The following is a 17,481-nucleotide window of genomic DNA, read 5'->3' on the forward strand; positions in this document are numbered from 1 at the left end:
TATTCTATTCCAGTTCGTCTTTGCAGGTGATTGGCTGGTTTAGCAGGCTGTTGCGGATAAATTGTCCCAGTAAATCCAGCCCCAGAACCAGGAGGAGAATAATCAGCACCAGAGTAGCTACTTCGTGATAGGCAAACAACTGCATGCTGAGGGTTAGCTGGGTACCGATCCCGCCGGCTCCCACAAAACCCAGGACGGTAGCAGCTCGCATGTTGCATTCCCAGCGAAAGAGGGTATAGGAGAGCAGTACCGGCAGATTCACAGGAATGCGGGCATAAAGCAGCACCGCCAGCTCAGAGGCGCCGGTAGCCCGAACAGTATCCACCAGCCGCTGGTCAGTCGCCTCAAGAATTTCGGCATAGAGCTTGCCCAGAATGCCCAGACTGTGGGTGGCCAGGGCCAGCACCCCGGGAAAAGGGCCCAGACCGACAGCTGTGATAAAAATCAGGGCCCAGAGCAGCTCGGGGACGGCCCGGCAGAGATTCAAAAGCGAGCGGCTGAGATAATACAATTCCCAGCGCAGCAGCCAGGGCAGGGTTCCCTGCGCGACCCGGGAGAGCTCTTCACCCCGGGGCGGGGTAGCCAGGATAGTCAGGGGAATGGCTCCCATGATTGCCAGGGCGGTACCGGCAGTGGAAATAGCCAGGGTTTCCAGCAGAAGTTTGCCCACAGTTCTGAGAAATTCCGGGCTGAAATCCGGGGGCCAGAGGCCCAGCAGAAAGGCCTGCATGTTCTTCAGGTTACCGGCTTCCCGGAAAGCAGCGGGCTGGAATTTAGTATAGCTGAAACTCCAGCTGACCAGCAGCAGCAGAAAGAGGATCAGAGTCAGATGGCGGATCATTCGCTTAAGCATCAGCCCACCTCCCCGGTCCGGGGAAAGCCTCCGGTGGGCCATCATAGATCAGTTGCCCCTTCTGTAGCACCAGTAAACGTTGACAGTAAGTTAGAGCAAAATCCACCTGGTGTAAATTGCACACTAAAGTTATTCCCTGTTTTTCATTCAGTTCCTTAAAGATATTGAGCAGGAGATGGGCGGTATGGACATCCACCGAGGCAATGGGCTCGTCGGCCAGGATGATCTCCGGCCGGGCCAGGATGGTACGGGCAATAGCTACCCGTTGCTGCTGACCTCCGGAAAGTTCACTGGCCTTCACTTCCAGTTTATTGGCCAGGCCGACACTGGCCAGTACTGCCTGGATCTCCTCCCGTTCCCGAACGGTTAGCCAGCCGAGGGAGCGCATAACCTGCCAGGGAGAGATACTGCCCAGGCGGCCCATATAGACATTGTGGGCAACACTGAGTCCCGGAATCAGATTATAGTTTTGATAGACCAGGGAGATGCGGGTGCGGAGCTGGCGCAGCTGGCGGTGGCTGAGTTCTGCCAGGTCCTGACCCAGCACCGAGACCCTGCCGGAAGTGGGTAAAAGCGAGCCGTTTAAAAGGCGGAAAAGGGTGGTTTTCCCTGAGCCGCTGGCCCCGAGAATTCCCACCCGTTCTCCCGCCTTGATTGAAAAAGACACTTCTTTGAGGGCCTTGGTACCATTGCCATAGACCTTACTGACATTCTCTACCTGTATGATCGGCTTCATTGTTTTAACAACCCCAGTCGTCTGGCTTCCTGTTCTACATAGGCGTAGTCTTCGGCTTTAACCCTGGCAAAGCCTTCAGCCCGTAAAAGCTTGAGCAACTCCGGATCTTTGATGCTGAGAAAAGCGTCCACTATTTTTGCTTCCAGCTGAGGGTCCATGCTGTCCTGGACACACCAGGGATACCCTTCAATGGGGTCAGATTTGGCCAGAATGCGGATTTTGTTTTTGTCGATTTTGCCATCTTCAATTAGCTTGTTCAAAATTCGGCCCTCCAGGCCACCGGCATCCACTTTGCCATTCTGAACAGCCAGAGCAGTGGCATCATGTTTGCCGGTATAGATGATATTGGCGAAATCATCCGGTACCTTCAGCCAGGCCCGGTCGAGCATAATCCGTGGATACAGGGAACCGGAGGTGGAGTTAATATCCCCGAAGGCGAAGGTTTTGCCTTTCAAATCCTGCAGGGTTTTAATAGGGCTATTGGCCGGGGTAATAATCAGGCTGTAGTATTTGGTAGTTTTGGTTTCACTGTCAATCTCCGTGACGATAGGATGAATTTTCGCTTTTTGTTTGGCCTGTACATAGGTGAGACCGCCGAAATAGGCCATATCCAGTTTATCTGCAGCCATTGCTTCTACTACACCGGCATAGTTGGTGGCAACAAACAGCTCTACCGGCATGCCCAGCTTTTCCTCGAGATATTTGCGGAAAGGCTCATATTTGGCTTTAATTTTCTCCGGGGCCTGGTTGGGTATGAGGCCGACCCGTAATACCTTGGGCTGCTCTTTCTTCTCACTGGTAGTGGCTGTTTGCTGGCTGCAAGCTGCGGACAGCAAGGCCACCAGTATGATCAACAGGGTGAGTGCTTTTCTGATCACAACCCTCATCTCCTTCAAGCTAATCTTGTTTCATGGTTACTATAGCATAAATTACTTTTTTTCGTCCAATTAAAGTTTTTTATCAGATTGAGCTGGTGATAAATTTTGCTTATAACATTGACATTGACCGCATAAACTGTATATAATACTTAGCAAACAAAGTAATAAAAAGCGATGACGGAGAAAAGTAGCACGGGTCATACCTCCCAGGGAGGCGGGGTCGGCGACTGGAAGCCCTGCCAGGTTAGCCGTAGCGAAGTTCCCTCCTGAGCAGCCAGCTGAACGCCATTTCGGCCAGTAGGTGCGGCCGGTCACCCTGACCGTTATCCCGGGGGGCATATCGGACTTACGGTCCCGTATGCTTAATGAGTGCCGGCTATCAGCCGGAAACTGGGTGGTACCGCGGAGCACAGGCTTCGTCCCATTATTTTGGGACGAAGCTTATTTTATTTCTAAAGCAAAAGGAGGGTCATGGGATGGAAATGCAGGTATTGAAAAACCCCAATCCTAAACCGGTGAAGGTGGGTGAGATCTTTTTTGGCGGCAGCCAGGTGGTACCCATGGCCGGTCCTTGCGCCGTGGAAAGCCGTCAACAGGTTCTGGCCTGTGCTGAAGCGCTGCAAAAATTAGGAATAAAAGTCATGCGCGGGGGTGCTTTTAAACCCCGTACCAGTCCCAGGGGGTTTCAGGGCCTGGGGGAAGCTGGCCTGGAATTACTGGCTGAAGTAAAAGCGAAATACGGACTTTTGCTGGTTTCGGAAGTAATCGATGAGGATTCCCTGCGGGCGGGAGCAGAAGTGCTGGATATCATCCAGATCGGTTCTCGCAATATGCAGAATTTCAGCCTTTTGCGCAAAGTCGGTCGCCTGGGTAAACCGGTACTCCTGAAGCGGGGCCTGGCGGCCACCCTGCAGGAATGGTTAGCGGCAGCCGAATACATTCTGGCGGAAGGCAATGATCAGATTATTCTCTGTGAACGGGGGATTCGCACCTTTGAACCGGCTACCCGCAATACCCTGGACCTGGGGGCGGTAGCCTGGCTCAAACAGGAAGTGGGTTTTCCGGTAGTGGTGGACCCCAGCCATGCCAGCGGGCAAAGACGGCTGGTGGGGCCGCTGGCCCGGGGAGCGGTAGCCTGTGGTGCTGATGGGCTTTTGATTGAAGTGCATCCGGAGCCTGACCAGGCTTTGTGTGATGGGCAACAATCCCTCAATTTCGAGCAATTTGCCCGCCTCTTACAGGAACTGGAGCCTGTGGCGAGGGCGGTTGGAAAAAGTTTGGCATAAGGAGGAAAGCGACTGTGCAGCAACAACTGGAGCAAATGGAACAGACGGCCCTGCAGGAAATCAGCGGGGTTCAGGACCTGAACGCCTTAAATGAAATACGGGTAAAATATCTGGGCAAGAAAGGGGAACTGACTCAAATCCTGCGCGGCATGGGAACACTAAGCCCGGAAGAGCGGCCGGTCATCGGCCAGCTGGCCAATACGGTAAGGGAGCGATTGGAGTCAGCTCTGGAAAGCAAAACCGCTGAGCTGAAGGAAAAAGCCAAACAGGAAAGGCTGGCCCGGGAAAAAATTGATGTTACTTTACCCGGCCGCCCGGTATTAAGAGGCCATAAGCATCCTCTCACCCAGGTGCTGGAGGAAATCCAGGAAATCTTCATGGGTATGGGCTTTGCCGTGGCGGAGGGCCCGGAGATAGAATATGACTACTACAATTTCGAGGCACTCAATCTGCCCAAGGACCACCCGGCCCGGGATATGCAGGATTCCTTCTATGTTACCGGAGAGATCTTGCTGCGCACCCACACCTCACCGGTACAGGTACGTACCATGGAGGCTATGCGGCCCCAGGTGCCAGTGAAAATTATCGCTCCGGGCAAAGTCTATCGACGCGATGATGATGCTACCCATTCTCCCATGTTCCACCAGGTGGAGGGGCTGGTGATAGATCGCGATATTTCTTTTGCCCATCTCAAGGGTACGCTGCTACTGTTCGCCCGGCAAATGTTCGGACCGGAGCGGGAAATCCGCCTCCGCCCCAGTTTCTTTCCCTTTACGGAACCCAGTGCCGAGGTGGATATTTCCTGTATGATGTGCGGCGGTGCGGGCTGCCGGGTTTGCAAAGGGACAGGGTGGCTGGAGATTTTAGGGGCCGGGATGGTTCACCCCAATGTACTGGCCATGTCCGGCTATAATCCCGAGGAAGTGACTGGCTTTGCCTTTGGAATGGGGGTAGAGCGGATTGCCATGCTGAAATACGGTATCGATGACCTGCGCCTGCTCTTTGATAATGACTTGCGTTTCCTGCAACAATTTTAGACTGGAGGGAAGAGAGAGTGCGTGTTTCCTTTAACTGGTTACAGGAATATGTGGATTTGACGGGGATTACCCCCGAGGAACTGGCAGAAAAAATGACCCGTTCCGGGGTAGCAGTGGAGAACCTGCACTACCGGGGGGAAGGGATCGAAAAGGTAGTCGTGGGCCGGGTGGAAAAGATTGAAGCCCATCCCAATGCCGATAAGCTGCGGATTTGCCAGGTCAATGTCGGGGAAGCTGAGTGGTTGCAAATCGTGACTGGGGCTGCCAATGTCCAGGCCGGGGATGTGGTGCCCGTGGCCCTGGTGGGAGCGCGGCTTCCGGGGGATATCAAAATCAAGCGGGGCAAACTCAGAGGGATAGAGTCCAATGGCATGCTCTGTTCCGGAGAAGAACTGGGGATTGAAAAACGATTGCTGCCGGAAGGACAACAGGACGGGATCCTGATTCTGCCTCCGGACATCCCCCTGGGAGCAGATATCAAGGAAATTCTGGGCTTAAATGATGTGGTTCTGGAGCTGGAACTCACCCCCAACCGGTCGGATTGCCTGTCCATGCTGGGAGTAGCCTATGAGGTGGCGGCTTTACTGGGCCGGGAAGTGCGCCTGCCGGCCCTGGATTACCGGGAATACCAGCCGGGGGCAGCGGAACAGGTCCAGGTGGATATCGTTGCTGCTGATCTATGTAAACGCTACACAGCAACGGTTATTCGGGAAGTCAAGCTGGGGCCTTCACCCCTATGGCTGCAAAATCGTTTGCAAGCAGCGGGAGTACGTCCCATCAACAATGTGGTGGATATTACCAACTATGTCATGCTGGAACTAGGCCAACCCCTGCATGCTTTCGATTATGATACCTTGCAGGGACAGCGGATTGTGGTGCGGCGGGCAGCAGAGGGCGAAGAGCTGACCACTTTGGACGGGCAAGAGCGGACGCTGAGCAATGATGACCTGGTCATTGCCGACAGCCAGCGGGCCGTGGCTCTGGCCGGGGTCATGGGTGGACTGGATACTGAGGTAACAGCGGCTACCAGCCATATTCTGCTGGAATCGGCCTGGTTTGCCGGAGCCACTGTGCGCCGGACCTCCCGCAAACTGGGGCTGAGGTCAGAAGCATCCCTGCGCTTTGAAAAGGGACTGGATCCTGAGCTGGCACCATTAGCTGCCCGGCGGGCGGCCCATTTGCTGGAACGGCTGGCTGGTGGGCAAGTGGCAGCCGGTATGGTTGATGTACAGGTGGAAAAGTGGCAGGCACCGGTGATCAGGCTGAAAACCCAGCGGGTTAATTCCTATCTGGGGCTGCAGCTGACCTCTGCAGAAATTGCTGAGCTGCTGGAACGCCTGGGTTTGACCGTGAACGAAGCGGAACCGGGCGTACTGGTAGTAACAGTTCCCAGCCGGCGCCAGGACCTGAGCATTGAAGCTGATCTGATTGAGGAAGTAGCCCGGCTCTATGGCTACGACCGCATTCCTACTGATTTGCCGGTAATGGCTACCACCCAGGGACGCTTGAAGCGGGAACAGGCCCTGGCGGCCCGGGTGCGGGACTATCTGGTCGGAGCGGGCCTGACGGAAGTGATCAATCTCAGCTTTGCCAATCCCGGCCAGCTGGAGAAGTTGAACCTGCCCCAGGGCAGTCCCCTGGCCCGGGCGGTAGTAATCCAGAATCCTCTCAGTGAGGAAGCATCACAAATGCGGACCACTCTCCTGCCGGGCCTGCTGGAGACAGCGCGACGCAATTATAACCGGCGGCTCAGGGAAATGGCCATTTTTGAACAGGGTCATGTTTTCCTGCCCCGGGGAGAAGGGGAATTGCCACGGGAAAGCCTGGAGCTGGCCTTCCTGGGCCTGGGCAGCAGCCCTCGCAGCTGGCTGGGGGCAGGCCAGCCCTATGATTTCTACTGGGCCAAAGGCATTGCCGAGGGATTATTTCAACTGCTAGGTATTACTGATGTACGCTGGCAGCCGGTGGAGTTCCTGCCCACCTTCCATCCGGGCCGTACGGCTCGGGCAGTAGCTGGCGGCCGGGAACTGGCCTTGATCGGGCAGCTTCACCCTGATGTGGTTGAAAACTATGAATTGAGCGGGGAGATTGTAGCTGGCGAAATGTATCTGGAAAATCTCTTTGCTGTTGCAGGTGGAGTGAAACAATACCAGCCCCTGGCCCGCTTCCCCGGCATTGCCCGGGATTTGGCCCTGCTGGTACCGGTGGAAACCCCGGCGCAAGAACTGTTGCGGGTAGTGCGGGAACAGGGCGATGAAATCCTGGAGCGGGTGGAAATCTTCGATGTCTACCAGGGGACCCAGGTGCCGGCGGGATGGAAGAGCATGGCTCTCAGCCTCTATTACCAGGCGGCTGACCGTACCTTGACCGATGAAGAAGTAAATGCCCGGCAGGAGCGGATCCTGACTGCTGTAGCTGCGGAGTTTGGTGGCAAGCTGCGCTAGGCGGATTTTGTTCCGCGATGGGGGGCAGATATAATGACCGAGGGAAAAATTTCCCTTTAGTATCTTTCTACACCCCTCCGGCCACACTATCATTAAACAGCAATGCTGGAGGGGTGTGTATGCAAATTGAGGCCTATTTTGGCAATCTCAAACGGGCCAGTGAAACGGTAGCCCGCTTGAAAGCTGCTGGCTTTAACAAAGTTTATATGGATATCAATGACCATTACAATGAAGACCTAAATGTGGACACCAATCTGGCCGGTGCTGAGGGAGCACCCAGTCTGGCTGGCCTGACTTTGCGCTCTGCCGCTCATGCGGTGGATATGAGCAAATCTCCCCTGGCAGCGGCCAGCCCCATGGCCAGTGGTTATGGGCGGTTCGAGGAAATAGCTGATGTTAACTGCAAGGTAATTGTGGAGGTAGAAGAGGGCAAAGCAGAAGAGGCGCGCCAGCTGCTACGCCAGGAAGGTGGCGAGTTGAAGGATCCAAATATCGCCCGGCCGCGAATTATCGATGATGCAGATCTCCTGGATGCTGTGATCGATAATATCAGTAAAAACATCTAGTGCGAAAAAACATTTCAAAGTGTGGCTACGGTCACACTTTTTTTATTTGGACTGTGTTACAATTTAGCCAGAGCTTACCACTACAAGAAAAGATAAGAGGAGGATGATGGAAACATGTTCTGTTACCAGTGTGAACAAACCGCTGGCGGCAAAGGCTGCACCACTGTAGGGGTCTGTGGCAAGAACGAAGATATTGCGGCTCTGCAGGACCTGCTGGTCTTTGCCCTCAAAGGAATTGCTGCCTATGCCTATCATGCCCGGGAATTAGGTTATGTCGATGAAGAAATTGATGCTTTTATGGAAAAAGCAATGTTCACTACTCTTACCAACGTGGACTTTGACCTGAACCATCATATCGAAATGGTACTGGAAGCTGGTCGTATTAACCTGAAGGCTATGGAGCTGCTGGATAAGGCCAATACCGAACGGTTTGGTACTCCCGTACCTACCACTGTTGAAACCGGCAGCAAGCCTGGCCCTGGTATCCTGGTCACCGGCCATGACCTGCTGGATCTGTATGAGCTGTTGAAGCAAACTGAAGGCACCGGGATCAATATCTATACCCATGGTGAAATGCTGCCGGCCCATGCTTATCCGGAACTGAAGAAATTCCCCCACCTGGTGGGCAACTGGGGCACTGCCTGGCAGAACCAGAAAAAAGAATGGTCCGAGTTCCCTGGCGCTATCCTGGTAACCACCAACTGTGTGCTATTGCCAGCTGAAGCCTATAAAGACCGGATTTTCACCTGTGGTGTAGCGAAGCTGCCCGGTGTACCCCATATTCAGAACCGGGATTTCTCTCAGGTAATTGAAAAAGCCAAATCCCTGCCGCCCTTGCCGGAAGCGCCTAAAGGCACTCTTTCCACCGGCTTCCATCATGTGCCGGTACTGAGCCTGGCCGATAAGATCATTGAAGCGGTGAAAGCAGGCAAAATCAAGCACTTCTTCCTGGTAGGCGGCTGCGATGGTGCCAGGCCGGGACGTAACTACTACACTGAATTCGTGGAAAAGGCTCCTAAGGACACCGTTATCCTCACCCTGGCCTGTGGTAAATATCGCTTCAACCACCTGGATCTGGGGGATATCGATGGTATTCCCCGCCTGATCGATATCGGCCAGTGCAATAACGCCTACTCTGCGATCCAGATCGCTCTGGCCCTGGCCAATGCCTTTAACTGCGGAGTCAACGACCTGCCTCTGAGCCTGGTGCTGTCCTGGTTTGAACAGAAGGCCGTTGCTATCCTGACCACCCTGCTCTACCTGGGTATCAAGAATATGCGCTTAGGTCCTACTCCTCCGGCTTTTGTGACTCCGAATGTATTCAAGGTCTTGCAGGAAAACTACAACCTGCAGCTGATCACAACTCCGGAAGAAGACCTGAAAGCGATTCTTGGCTAAGCAGGAAAACCCCCATCGGTTTACTGGACCGGTGGGGGTTTTTAGTATTTTGTCTGTTATAAGGGTCCGCAAAATTATGGTAAGGTCAATTACACGTTTTATTTTTATCTTACCTTTCCAGATTCAAATGAGCTGAAAACTTTTTCAGGAATGAAACCAGCACATTCACACTCTTCTTGATATCAGGATCTGAATTCAACTGCCGTATTATAGCAAACATGCTTTTGGGTTGTTTGTTTTTGTTTTCTTCTATGGCTTCATTCAAAGAATTTATCATACCCAGTAAAAGCTTGCCGCCACCTAAAGCCAGTACTTGGTCCAGCATCGAAACTAATTCCACTACTTGTTTCAGAATATCAGTAACAACCCCTGCTGTAGAAGAATCTTTTACAGATTTTACTATTCCTACTAGTTCAATTAAAACATCAAATGCGCCTGATTCCTGCAGTTTATTTACTTCAGCAATTAAAGACTGGAGGTTTTTACCGGCCTTTTGAACCTCTCGCAAAAGCTCAATCATTTCCGGCGTATTTAATTCATCGGCAACTTCACCGATTTGAACCACGGTACTGACCAGGTTTTGCACTACCGAAGCATCCATTGAATCAATGGCGGCATTGATAAGGCCTAACAGCTGATTGGTTTTTCCTGCTGCTTCAGAGTCATTTTGAACGGTGTGTACAACATTTTGTGCGGGTTGGGACATGGTTCACCACCCCCTTTACATGATCCCACGAACGGATAACCAGTACAATTCATTGTAAGCAAGCTTAAACCAGTGCAACATTTCAGAAGATGGCATAGGTTGAGGTGGTGTCTTATAATCAAACCAAATATAGGTTGCCTCATTCAAACCTGACTCAATAAAGCAAAACGCTTTACCGCTGTAACGATGAGAAGCAGGGAGTCCTTTTATCTGGCTAATAATATTTTTAACAACTACATCCGCCTGATAATGGGCAGTAGAACCAGCTTTACTTACTGGAAGATTGGTTGCATCACCTAAAACATAAACATTGTCTTGACCAATCATTTTTAAACTGTAACGGTCAGTGGGAATAAATCCGTCTTCATCTCCAATATTGGAATCCCTAACCACTTTTGCTCCGACATGCGCCGGTACGGAGATAAGCAAATCATAAGGATGCGCGGTTCCGTCCATGTTGTATGCCAGTTTTTTGTTTGGATCAACTTCTTCAAGATTAAAGAAAACTTCATACTCGATGCCGCGTTTTTCAAATTCCGCCTCTGCCCATTCGGCAACAGGTTCCAGAGAATGAATACGGCCAATAGGATAAGTATACTTAAGTGTTACTTTATCGCGAATTCCTAAATCTCTGAACAGTTCATCTGCCATAAAAATCCACTCAAGCGGAGCAACAGGACACTTGTGTGGAACATCTATGGTCATTAAGATTGTACCACCTTTAAATTTGAAGAGTTCATCACGTAACTTCGCAGCACCTTCAGGCGTATAGAAATTATGTGAAGCCTCAGCCAGCCCGGGAACTGAATTGAAATCCGGGTACGACCCCGTTGCAATCACCAGAAAATCATAATTATAGGATTGCTTAGTAGTGGTTACAGTGTTGTTGGCTGTATCAATTTTTGTTGCTTCTTCAAGTATAAACTTAACCTTTGGATGTAAAAGATGTTTTTGTTCCCTGGAAAATTGCTCTAATGTGCCTTCGTTAAAGGACATAAATAAAAAACCAGGTTGATAAAGGTGCTGTTTTTTGTTCCCAATAACCAACACTTCTACTTCGCCACTATATATTTCCTTTTGCATGGATTTTGCCAAGCGGTTGGCCACCATGCTACCAGCCACGCCACTCCCTAAAACGATAATGCGTTTGGCCATCAGGTTCACCTCCCTGTGCGAAAATAAAAAATAAATTACTTCAATTTTTTAACAGCTATACGCCAAAAATTCCCGTCTTGCTTACTGTAAACAAGCTCATGTCCCATCTTGCTAACCCATTCCGGAACATCTTTAGCCGAACCACTGTCACTGGATAACAATTCGTATACTTCGCCAACGTTACCTCTTTTAATTGTTTTTACTAACTCCATCAATGGTCCTGGACAAAATGCACCACGAGCATCAATAGTTTTTGTAATTTGTACTTCAGACATATTATTAACCTCCTTCAATTTACATTACAATAATTTGACTGCCTACAGCTTTACCAAGGAAAGCAGTGACACCGATAATATCATCAAATACGTCTACTAAATCTTCTTTCTTCCATTCCATTAAGTCCATTGCCATTGCGCAACCGTATACATTACAGGTGCCCATATCTCTTGCATTTTCTAACAACTGATAAAAAAGTTCAACGTTCTTATTGAGCATCTCCTGGCCAATTTCACCGGTTTTGAAGTTTTTGGATTCAATTACATCTTTGCGGAAAGCTTTAAGTGCATCCATTGTTACAAAAATGTTTACTTCCATGCCGGATACGGCAGCTACTGAACTCACCAAGCAACCTGCATGTAATTTTTCCATTTCTCCGGAAATAAGGATAACAGTTAATTTTGGTTGTTCCATTTTATCTTCTCTCCTTTTTTAGTTTAGTTTTGTGAATCTTTTCAACCGCTTTTTTATTTGAAAAATTTTCTTACCTTTTTGAGATTCTCACCACCTTGATACATCTTAGATTGGTATTATGTAAGTTTTAATAAATTTCCCCCGTCACTTTATATTTTTGTTTTCATAAATTATTTGACGCAGGGAAAACTTTATCATACTACTTAATCCGTATTTTAAGTTATTACATATACCCCGTATATGTATTCTTTTATTATTATAATTCACTAAATTCGCTTTGTCAATCATTTATTGAAAAGTCAGCGCTGAAGCATGAAGTTTTTGAGAAGTCTTCTATTTTAGATAACTAACACTTTTTAATGTTTGCTAAGGTTCAAAGTTCTTAGGTATGATATTGCAAAAAAAAAGAAGACACTACGACTCTTTAGAGTTAAAATAATGTTAGGGGAGATATTATGACACGAGGTGACCACTGATGGCGATTCTGGAAACAGCCAATATTGAGCAAGGCATGCCCACGGTGGAGCAGGCCCGGCTGCGCTTGCTGCAGGCCCTGCGGGGTGCCAAAGCCCGGCGGGCCAAGGCAGTAAAAGTAATCCACGGCTACGGTTCCAGTGGGGTGGGTGGCACTTTGCGGGGGGAAATGCAAAAAGCCCTGGCTGCTCACCGCCGCTCAGGCTTAATTCGTCACTTTGTTTCCGGTGATAAATGGTCCATCTTTACGCCGGAAGGGCGGAGGGCTCTGGAACTGGTGCCGGAACTGAAAGGGGACCGGGACCTGGACCGGGGTAATCCGGGAATAACGATTGTTATTTTGTAGGCAATAGCACCCTTTTACCCCCTCTGTCATAGGCTGAAATGAAGTCCTGACAGAACGGGGGGTGATGCCGGTTGAAGACAGCGACATATCTGGCAGCTGTACCTGCCCGCCGCAGCTGGCTATCCAGCCTGGGCCCGGCCGTGGTGGTAGCGGTGGCCTATGTCGATCCAGGCAATTTTGCTGCCAACCTGGAAGGGGGAGCCCGTTTCGGCTACAGCCTGCTCTGGGTACTGCTGCTCAGCAATTTAATGGCAATTTTTCTGCAGCGCCAGTCAGCCAAACTGGGGATTGGCGCCGGGAAAGACCTGGCCACACTGTGCGGGGAACAGTTTCGGCCAGGAGTCAATCGCCTGTTATGGTTACTGGCGGTAATCGCCGCTATGGCTACTGATCTGGCTGAATTTCTGGGAGCGGCCCTGGGGTTTTATTTGCTGCTGGGGGTTCCCCTCTGGCTGGCCGGGCTATTGACAGCGGTGGTGACTGTTTCCATTCTGGCCCTGGAACGCTATGGGCAAAGACTGCTGGAAATAGTGATAGGCACCATTGTAGCTTTAATTGGGTTCTGTTATGTGATAGAATTGTTTCTGGCCAAACCTGATTGGCCGCAGGTGCTGGCCCATACAGTAATTCCCCGTTTGCCTGCCGGCTCGATTCTGGTAGCGGTGGCTATGCTGGGGGCAACGGTAATGCCCCATGTAGTGTTTTTGCATTCTCAGCTGGTGCTGGACCGACGCCCCCAGGGAGCATCTGCAGATTTTTTACGCCAGCTGTTTCGCTGGGAATGCCGGGATATTGCCCTGGCCATGAATACCGCCTTTTTCATCAACTGGGCCATGGTGGTGGTGGCAGCGGCAGTTTTCCACCGGCAGGAGATTGCAGTAAACAGTCTGACCGGTGCTTACCACAGTTTACAGCCAATGCTGGGCAGTCTGGCCCAGCTGGTGTTTGGCATTGCCCTGCTGGCTTCCGGCCTTTCCTCCTCTGTGGTGGGGACGATGAGTGGCCAGCTGGTGCTAAAAGGCTTTATCGGCCTTGACCTGCCTGTGACCTGGCGACGGCTTCTGGTCATGGGCCCGGCTCTGGCGGTTTTGCTCTGGGCAGCCGATCCCCTGCAGGCCCTGGTGTTCAGCCAGGCGGTCTTGAGTTTTGCCCTGCCAGGGGCGATTGTGCCGCTGCTTCTGCTGACCCGGCGCCGGGATTTACTGGGGGAACTGGCGGACCGGCCCTGGGAACAGCTGCTGGGCTGGAGTGTGGTGACTGTGGTGCTGGCTTTTAACGGCATACTATTATTGAGCGGTTTTGGGGGGTGAGCCCCCCATTTCCCCTTTTCACAGAAAAAAGACCTTTACCCCGACCTGCAGTCGAGGTAAAGGTCTCGTTGCCCGTCCCCGGGTTTGGACGGTGGCAGAACCGGGTATTGCTACCAGTATGTCGATTCTGCCTGTGGCAGGTTAATACCACCAACTACTCCCCTTTACACTGGCAATATATGCACTATCCTGCCCAGGGGTGCATACATTGAAGCAGAAGACAGGTACTGGGGGGAGGAAAATGCCACAGGAAGAACTAATCTTCTGGCTGGGAATATTACAGGAACATCTGCAGACAGCGAAAAACCGGCTGGCGGAAGGGGAAAAAGCCTGGCGGCAGGAGGCGGAACAAATTCAACAACGCCTCCAGGCCGTGCAGGACCAGCTGCGGGGAGGCTATTTTGTCAGCAAGGCAGATATTCTGGCTCTGGCCCGGGAAACCTGCCGCTGGCTGCAGCGTTTGCTTTATCGCATGTTGCGCTGTCAGGTGCAGGCCAGCCTGTATCCCCTGCTGGTGGACCACTGGGCCCGGGAGACCCGCTTTTTCTGTCAGTTATTGCGGTTGAGTGCCACCGGTAACCCCCATGCCCGCCTGGGACAGTTAAGGGAGAGTTTATTCTGGTTACGTATTTTTGCTGAACACCTGCAACTGCTCAGCCAGCAGTTGGATCCTACGGAACAGTTACTTCAGGCTGAAGCAGCCCTGTTGTTGCGGCGACTGGAACGATGTCGCCTGACTCTGAGTAACTGGGAGTCTCTGGTGGGGCAGGATAGAGATTTCCCCCTCACCCTGGGCCAGGCATTGGCGGATAGCCGGGAAACGGTGCTGGCGGTGTTGAAATACAAACAAAAAGTAGCGCGGCGGGCCAGACGGTGTCAGTTGCTGGCGGTTTTTCCGGCTGACTGGCCGGAACATCTGTTGCGGGAAGGACGTTATTTTCTCAGTCTCTGGCCATAGGAAAACAGAAAGAGAAAGGAAGGACAAGGGATGGACAGCTATCGTTCGGTAGGCCGGGAAGCGGTGGCGGAAATTGTGATCAAAAAATCCCGGTTTATCTGTTATGTAAAGCCTGTGGAAACTGCCGAGGCAGCCCAGGAATTTGTCGAGGCTATTCGCAAAAAACACTGGGATGCTACTCACAATGTTCCAGCCTGGCGGGTGGGAATGCCGGTACCGGCAGAAAGGTTCAGTGATGATGGCGAACCGGCGGGAACAGCCGGCATGCCGGTACTGGAGGTATTGCGCAAACAGGAGGTAACCAACTGCGTACTGGTAGTGACCCGCTATTTTGGCGGCACTTTGCTGGGAGCAGGGGGCCTGGTGCGGGCTTATACGGAAAGTGCCGTTAAGGGGCTGGAGGCAGCCGGGATTGTTACCTATCACCTTTATCGGCGATTTACCATTATAGTTCCTTACCCGCTTTTGGGCTCCATCCTCCATCTGCTGGAAAAGTTGGAGGGTAAACTGGAAGAACCGCTTTATGGAGCAGAAGTGCAGGTAAGGGGTTGGTTACTCCCTGAGCTGCAAAACAAGCTGGAAAAGGAAGTGGCGGAACTGGGGCAGGGACAGCTGCAGGTGGAATGGGGGGAAAGCTGTTACTTGCCGTAAATGCCTTTCAGCCGTCCCTTCCAGAAACGCAATCTATTAGCCAGGCCGGGATATCTGGCCTGTAATTTTTTTTGCCATTTCCGGGCCCAGGGCCAATCGGGGGCCAGCAAATAGAGGGCCAGCAGCAAAAACAGAATTCCCTGCAGAACTGGTAAAAAGAGACCGGCGATGCCCAGGATTAGAAAAATCAGGCCCAGGCTGAGGCGCAACAGCTTTTTAGCTTTTTCTCTCATGAGCGTCTCCTTCCTTTGGGACTTCTTCACACTTCTATTATGACTGATTAACCGGGCAAAAGCAATGGGACTGGCACCCGGATTCCTGGTCCCCGATAGTATATTACACAATCACACACAGCACAATCGAGGGGACAGTGAATGAGCATTCTTCCAGTCCAGCCTGAGTTAAAGGAAACCCTGTGGGGCGGTACCTGGTTCTGGCGCCAGGGACTGCACCAGGAGGGGAGAAGACGGATAGGGGAAATGTGGTATACGGTACCGGGTATGCCCCTGATGGTGAAATTTATCGATGCAGCGGCACCCCTTTCCCTGCAGGTCCATCCGGGCGATGCCCAGGCCTGGCAGCGTGAGGGCAAAAGGGGTAAAACGGAGGCCTGGTATATCTGGTCCACTGAACCAGGAGCGTATATCTATTATGGGTTTCAGCGTCCAGTGGAAAAAAAAGAGGTGGAAGCGGCTATTCGCGCGGGCCAGCTGGAAAAACTGGTGAAAAAAGTGAAAGTGCGGGCCGGGGATATGATCTTTGTGCCTCCCGGGACTATCCATGCCATTGGCGCCGGGGTAAGATTGGTGGAAGTACAAACTGCGGTAGACCTGACCTACCGGCTGTACGACTGGGGACGGGGCAGGAAACTGCAGATAGAGAAAGGACTGGCGCTGCTTAACACTGCTGCTGTAGAAGAAAATATCGTGGTGTCTACCCTGGAACGGCAGCTGACGGAATTGCATTGTCCGGCTTTCAGATTACAGAAACTCAATTTGCAAGGGCAGATGCAACTATCCCCCGGCGGTTCCTGGTTTTTCCTGGTCGGTCTAAAGGGGGAGGGGCAGCTTAGCAGTGGCCGGTGGCTCTATCAGGTGAAACCGGGAACAGTGTATTGGCTGGATTCAACACCGGTTTGGTTAGGAGGCAAGATAGAGGTTTTAATCTTGAATGGAAATATTTGATATAATATAATAATTTTAATAGAGCTAGAAAAAGGAGTACCAGAGATGAAAAAATTCTGGGATGCCCATGTCCATCTCTTCCCGGAGCGAATATTTAAGGCGATCTGGCGCTGGTTTGCTCAAGCTGGCTGGGAAATACCCTTTGCCAACTGGGAGCTGGAACAATATGTGGCTTATTTGCAGAAAATGGGGATGGAGCGGGCTTTTTTGCTCACTTATGCCCATAAACCGGATATTTCCCTGGAGTTAAATCGCTGGGTGCGAGAAGTATGTCAGCAGTATTCGCAATTCATTCCCTTTGCCTGTATTCACCCTCTGGATACTAACCTGGAAGAGGTCATTATTACAAAAACCGGGCTTTCATCCCACGGGTTCACCCGTGGGATGAAAGCCCGGCTAAGTTTTTGCCGGAATGTCTTCCTTGTATTGTATAAATTTGGTATAATATAGCTATGGAATAAAAATATAGACACAAATGTATATCCATCTAAGGGGGTGATTGAGCTGGCACGCAAAAAGAAGTCCAGTAACGGCATGCCAACGCAGACTCTCACAGCCAGGGCCAAAGTCATCAACCTTTCCGACCGGGACGCCCTGCTCCTGGGCCTGCTGGGTTTTTTCGCCACCAAGCTGTGGAACGTAGCTAACCACCACCGGCGCACTGTTTGGAACGTAACTGGTAGAATACCCGGTTTCGCCGAGCAGTGCCGGGAGCTTAAAATCAACCGCTGGTACAGGCTCCTGCCTTCCCAGTCTGCTCAGGAAGTCCTGGGCGAGCAGGACGACTCCTATCGGTCATGGTTCTCACA

Annotated in this window: 19 protein-coding genes, 1 pseudogene and 1 other annotated feature; of the genes and pseudogenes, 12 read left to right on the forward strand and 8 right to left on the reverse strand. The window is 51.5% G+C overall.

All coding sequences use genetic code 11. The annotated features are described in order from the left end of the window. Positions 1-4: 4 nt before the first annotated feature. Genes phnE through phnD form a run of 3 tightly spaced genes read right to left on the reverse strand, consistent with a single transcriptional unit; the run spans position 5 to position 2,467 of the window. Entirely contained in the window at positions 5-853 is an 849-nt protein-coding gene (gene phnE, locus B5D20_RS07185; RefSeq protein ID WP_200803480.1) for a phosphonate ABC transporter, permease protein PhnE, read from the reverse strand. Beyond that, entirely contained in the window at positions 846-1,589 is a 744-nt protein-coding gene (locus B5D20_RS07190; protein WP_078665555.1) for a phosphonate ABC transporter ATP-binding protein, read from the reverse strand. Before B5D20_RS07190 ends, phnE begins: the two co-directional genes overlap by 8 nt. After that, on the reverse strand, positions 1,586-2,467 hold the full coding sequence (phnD, locus tag B5D20_RS07195) for a phosphate/phosphite/phosphonate ABC transporter substrate-binding protein (protein ID WP_159071928.1): 882 nt from the start codon (positions 2,465-2,467) through the stop codon (positions 1,586-1,588). Before phnD ends, B5D20_RS07190 begins: the two co-directional genes overlap by 4 nt. Before the next feature lie 165 nt (positions 2,468-2,632). Then, positions 2,633-2,894: a binding site (T-box leader), on the forward strand. A 49-nt stretch (positions 2,895-2,943) separates the two neighbouring features. On the opposite strand from phnD, the gene aroF reads away from it, so the two are divergent. From aroF to hcp, 5 genes are all read left to right on the forward strand, one after another. Next, positions 2,944-3,753: a 3-deoxy-7-phosphoheptulonate synthase gene (aroF, locus tag B5D20_RS07200; protein WP_159071927.1), complete on the forward strand. Its 810-nt coding sequence runs from the start codon at positions 2,944-2,946 to the stop codon at positions 3,751-3,753. 35 nt (positions 3,754-3,788) lie between these two features. After that, positions 3,789-4,790, forward strand: coding sequence for a phenylalanine--tRNA ligase subunit alpha (gene pheS / locus B5D20_RS07205; protein ID WP_423230534.1), 1,002 nt, complete (start codon positions 3,789-3,791; stop codon positions 4,788-4,790). Between the two features lie 17 nt (positions 4,791-4,807). Then, positions 4,808-7,234, forward strand: coding sequence for a phenylalanine--tRNA ligase subunit beta (gene pheT / locus B5D20_RS07210; RefSeq protein WP_078665559.1), 2,427 nt, complete (start codon positions 4,808-4,810; stop codon positions 7,232-7,234). A 119-nt stretch (positions 7,235-7,353) separates the two neighbouring features. Further along, entirely contained in the window at positions 7,354-7,800 is a 447-nt protein-coding gene (locus B5D20_RS07215; protein ID WP_078665560.1) for a hypothetical protein, read from the forward strand. Between the two features lie 114 nt (positions 7,801-7,914). Then, on the forward strand, positions 7,915-9,198 hold the full coding sequence (gene hcp / locus B5D20_RS07220; protein WP_078665561.1) for a hydroxylamine reductase: 1,284 nt from the start codon (positions 7,915-7,917) through the stop codon (positions 9,196-9,198). A gap of 109 nt (positions 9,199-9,307) precedes the next feature. Here the strand turns inward: hcp and B5D20_RS07225 are convergent, their stop codons facing one another. From B5D20_RS07225 to B5D20_RS07240, 4 genes are read right to left on the reverse strand one after another with little or no spacing between them, the layout of a single operon-like run. Further along, entirely contained in the window at positions 9,308-9,904 is a 597-nt protein-coding gene (locus tag B5D20_RS07225; protein ID WP_078665562.1) for a helical membrane plugin domain-containing protein, read from the reverse strand. Between the two features lie 15 nt (positions 9,905-9,919). Beyond that, positions 9,920-11,059, reverse strand: coding sequence for an NAD(P)/FAD-dependent oxidoreductase (locus B5D20_RS07230; RefSeq protein WP_078665563.1), 1,140 nt, complete (start codon positions 11,057-11,059; stop codon positions 9,920-9,922). Between the two features lie 35 nt (positions 11,060-11,094). After that, positions 11,095-11,334 carry a sulfurtransferase TusA family protein gene (locus B5D20_RS07235; protein WP_078665564.1) on the reverse strand — a complete coding sequence of 80 codons (240 nt, stop codon included), beginning with the start codon at positions 11,332-11,334 and terminating at the stop codon, positions 11,095-11,097. Between the two features lie 19 nt (positions 11,335-11,353). Next, a complete protein-coding gene (locus tag B5D20_RS07240; RefSeq protein WP_078665565.1) occupies positions 11,354-11,749 on the reverse strand; it encodes a DsrE/DsrF/DrsH-like family protein in 396 nt (131 codons plus the stop codon). A 475-nt stretch (positions 11,750-12,224) separates the two neighbouring features. Here B5D20_RS07240 and B5D20_RS07245 point away from each other — a divergent pair, with 475 nt between their 5' ends. The 4 genes from B5D20_RS07245 (at position 12,225) to B5D20_RS07260 (ending at position 15,488) form a co-directional block, all read left to right on the forward strand. Continuing rightward, positions 12,225-12,569 carry a Smr/MutS family protein gene (locus B5D20_RS07245; RefSeq protein WP_078665566.1) on the forward strand — a complete coding sequence of 115 codons (345 nt, stop codon included), beginning with the start codon at positions 12,225-12,227 and terminating at the stop codon, positions 12,567-12,569. 71 nt (positions 12,570-12,640) lie between these two features. Next, complete coding sequence (locus tag B5D20_RS07250; protein WP_078665567.1) at positions 12,641-13,879, forward strand: Nramp family divalent metal transporter; 1,239 nt, start codon at positions 12,641-12,643, stop codon at positions 13,877-13,879. A gap of 241 nt (positions 13,880-14,120) precedes the next feature. After that, positions 14,121-14,837, forward strand: a complete 717-nt coding sequence (locus B5D20_RS07255) for a DUF2935 domain-containing protein (RefSeq protein WP_078665568.1) — start codon at positions 14,121-14,123, stop codon at positions 14,835-14,837. 30 nt (positions 14,838-14,867) lie between these two features. Beyond that, positions 14,868-15,488, forward strand: coding sequence for a YigZ family protein (locus B5D20_RS07260; RefSeq protein ID WP_078665569.1), 621 nt, complete (start codon positions 14,868-14,870; stop codon positions 15,486-15,488). On the opposite strand, the gene B5D20_RS07265 is transcribed toward B5D20_RS07260, so the two are convergent. Continuing rightward, complete coding sequence (locus B5D20_RS07265) at positions 15,476-15,721, reverse strand: PGPGW domain-containing protein (RefSeq protein WP_078665570.1); 246 nt, start codon at positions 15,719-15,721, stop codon at positions 15,476-15,478. The genes B5D20_RS07260 and B5D20_RS07265 overlap by 13 nt on opposite strands. A 141-nt stretch (positions 15,722-15,862) precedes the next feature. Between B5D20_RS07265 and B5D20_RS07270 the strand changes: the two genes are divergently transcribed. The 3 genes and pseudogenes from B5D20_RS07270 to B5D20_RS07280 form a co-directional block, all read left to right on the forward strand. Then, complete coding sequence (locus B5D20_RS07270; protein WP_078665571.1) at positions 15,863-16,672, forward strand: class I mannose-6-phosphate isomerase; 810 nt, start codon at positions 15,863-15,865, stop codon at positions 16,670-16,672. A gap of 45 nt (positions 16,673-16,717) precedes the next feature. Further along, positions 16,718-17,122 carry an amidohydrolase family protein gene (locus B5D20_RS07275; protein ID WP_078665572.1) on the forward strand — a complete coding sequence of 135 codons (405 nt, stop codon included), beginning with the start codon at positions 16,718-16,720 and terminating at the stop codon, positions 17,120-17,122. 45 nt (positions 17,123-17,167) lie between these two features. After that, a pseudogene (locus B5D20_RS07280) lies at positions 17,168-17,481 on the forward strand (hypothetical protein); the annotation flags it as partial.

Source organism: Carboxydocella sporoproducens DSM 16521 (assembly GCF_900167165.1).
Classification (GTDB): Bacteria; Bacillota.

What these genes read in the sequence shown, in the direction of transcription:
- B5D20_RS07240 (WP_078665565.1), bottom strand. Translation starts at nt 11,749, where the DNA reads ATGGAACAACCAAAATTAACTGTTATCCTTATTTCCGGAGAAATGGAA.
- phnE (WP_200803480.1), bottom strand. Translation starts at nt 853, where the DNA reads ATGCTTAAGCGAATGATCCGCCATCTGACTCTGATCCTCTTTCTGCTG.
- B5D20_RS07230 (WP_078665563.1), bottom strand. Translation starts at nt 11,059, where the DNA reads ATGGCCAAACGCATTATCGTTTTAGGGAGTGGCGTGGCTGGTAGCATG.
- B5D20_RS07265 (WP_078665570.1), bottom strand. Translation starts at nt 15,721, where the DNA reads ATGAGAGAAAAAGCTAAAAAGCTGTTGCGCCTCAGCCTGGGCCTGATT.
- B5D20_RS07215 (WP_078665560.1), top strand. Translation starts at nt 7,354, where the DNA reads ATGCAAATTGAGGCCTATTTTGGCAATCTCAAACGGGCCAGTGAAACG.
- B5D20_RS07255 (WP_078665568.1), top strand. Translation starts at nt 14,121, where the DNA reads ATGCCACAGGAAGAACTAATCTTCTGGCTGGGAATATTACAGGAACAT.
- B5D20_RS07235 (WP_078665564.1), bottom strand. Translation starts at nt 11,334, where the DNA reads ATGTCTGAAGTACAAATTACAAAAACTATTGATGCTCGTGGTGCATTT.
- B5D20_RS07270 (WP_078665571.1), top strand. Translation starts at nt 15,863, where the DNA reads ATGAGCATTCTTCCAGTCCAGCCTGAGTTAAAGGAAACCCTGTGGGGC.
- aroF (WP_159071927.1), top strand. Translation starts at nt 2,944, where the DNA reads ATGGAAATGCAGGTATTGAAAAACCCCAATCCTAAACCGGTGAAGGTG.
- hcp (WP_078665561.1), top strand. Translation starts at nt 7,915, where the DNA reads ATGTTCTGTTACCAGTGTGAACAAACCGCTGGCGGCAAAGGCTGCACC.
- B5D20_RS07225 (WP_078665562.1), bottom strand. Translation starts at nt 9,904, where the DNA reads ATGTCCCAACCCGCACAAAATGTTGTACACACCGTTCAAAATGACTCT.
- B5D20_RS07275 (WP_078665572.1), top strand. Translation starts at nt 16,718, where the DNA reads ATGAAAAAATTCTGGGATGCCCATGTCCATCTCTTCCCGGAGCGAATA.
- B5D20_RS07245 (WP_078665566.1), top strand. Translation starts at nt 12,225, where the DNA reads ATGGCGATTCTGGAAACAGCCAATATTGAGCAAGGCATGCCCACGGTG.
- B5D20_RS07190 (WP_078665555.1), bottom strand. Translation starts at nt 1,589, where the DNA reads ATGAAGCCGATCATACAGGTAGAGAATGTCAGTAAGGTCTATGGCAAT.
- B5D20_RS07260 (WP_078665569.1), top strand. Translation starts at nt 14,868, where the DNA reads ATGGACAGCTATCGTTCGGTAGGCCGGGAAGCGGTGGCGGAAATTGTG.
- pheS (WP_423230534.1), top strand. Translation starts at nt 3,789, where the DNA reads ATGGAACAGACGGCCCTGCAGGAAATCAGCGGGGTTCAGGACCTGAAC.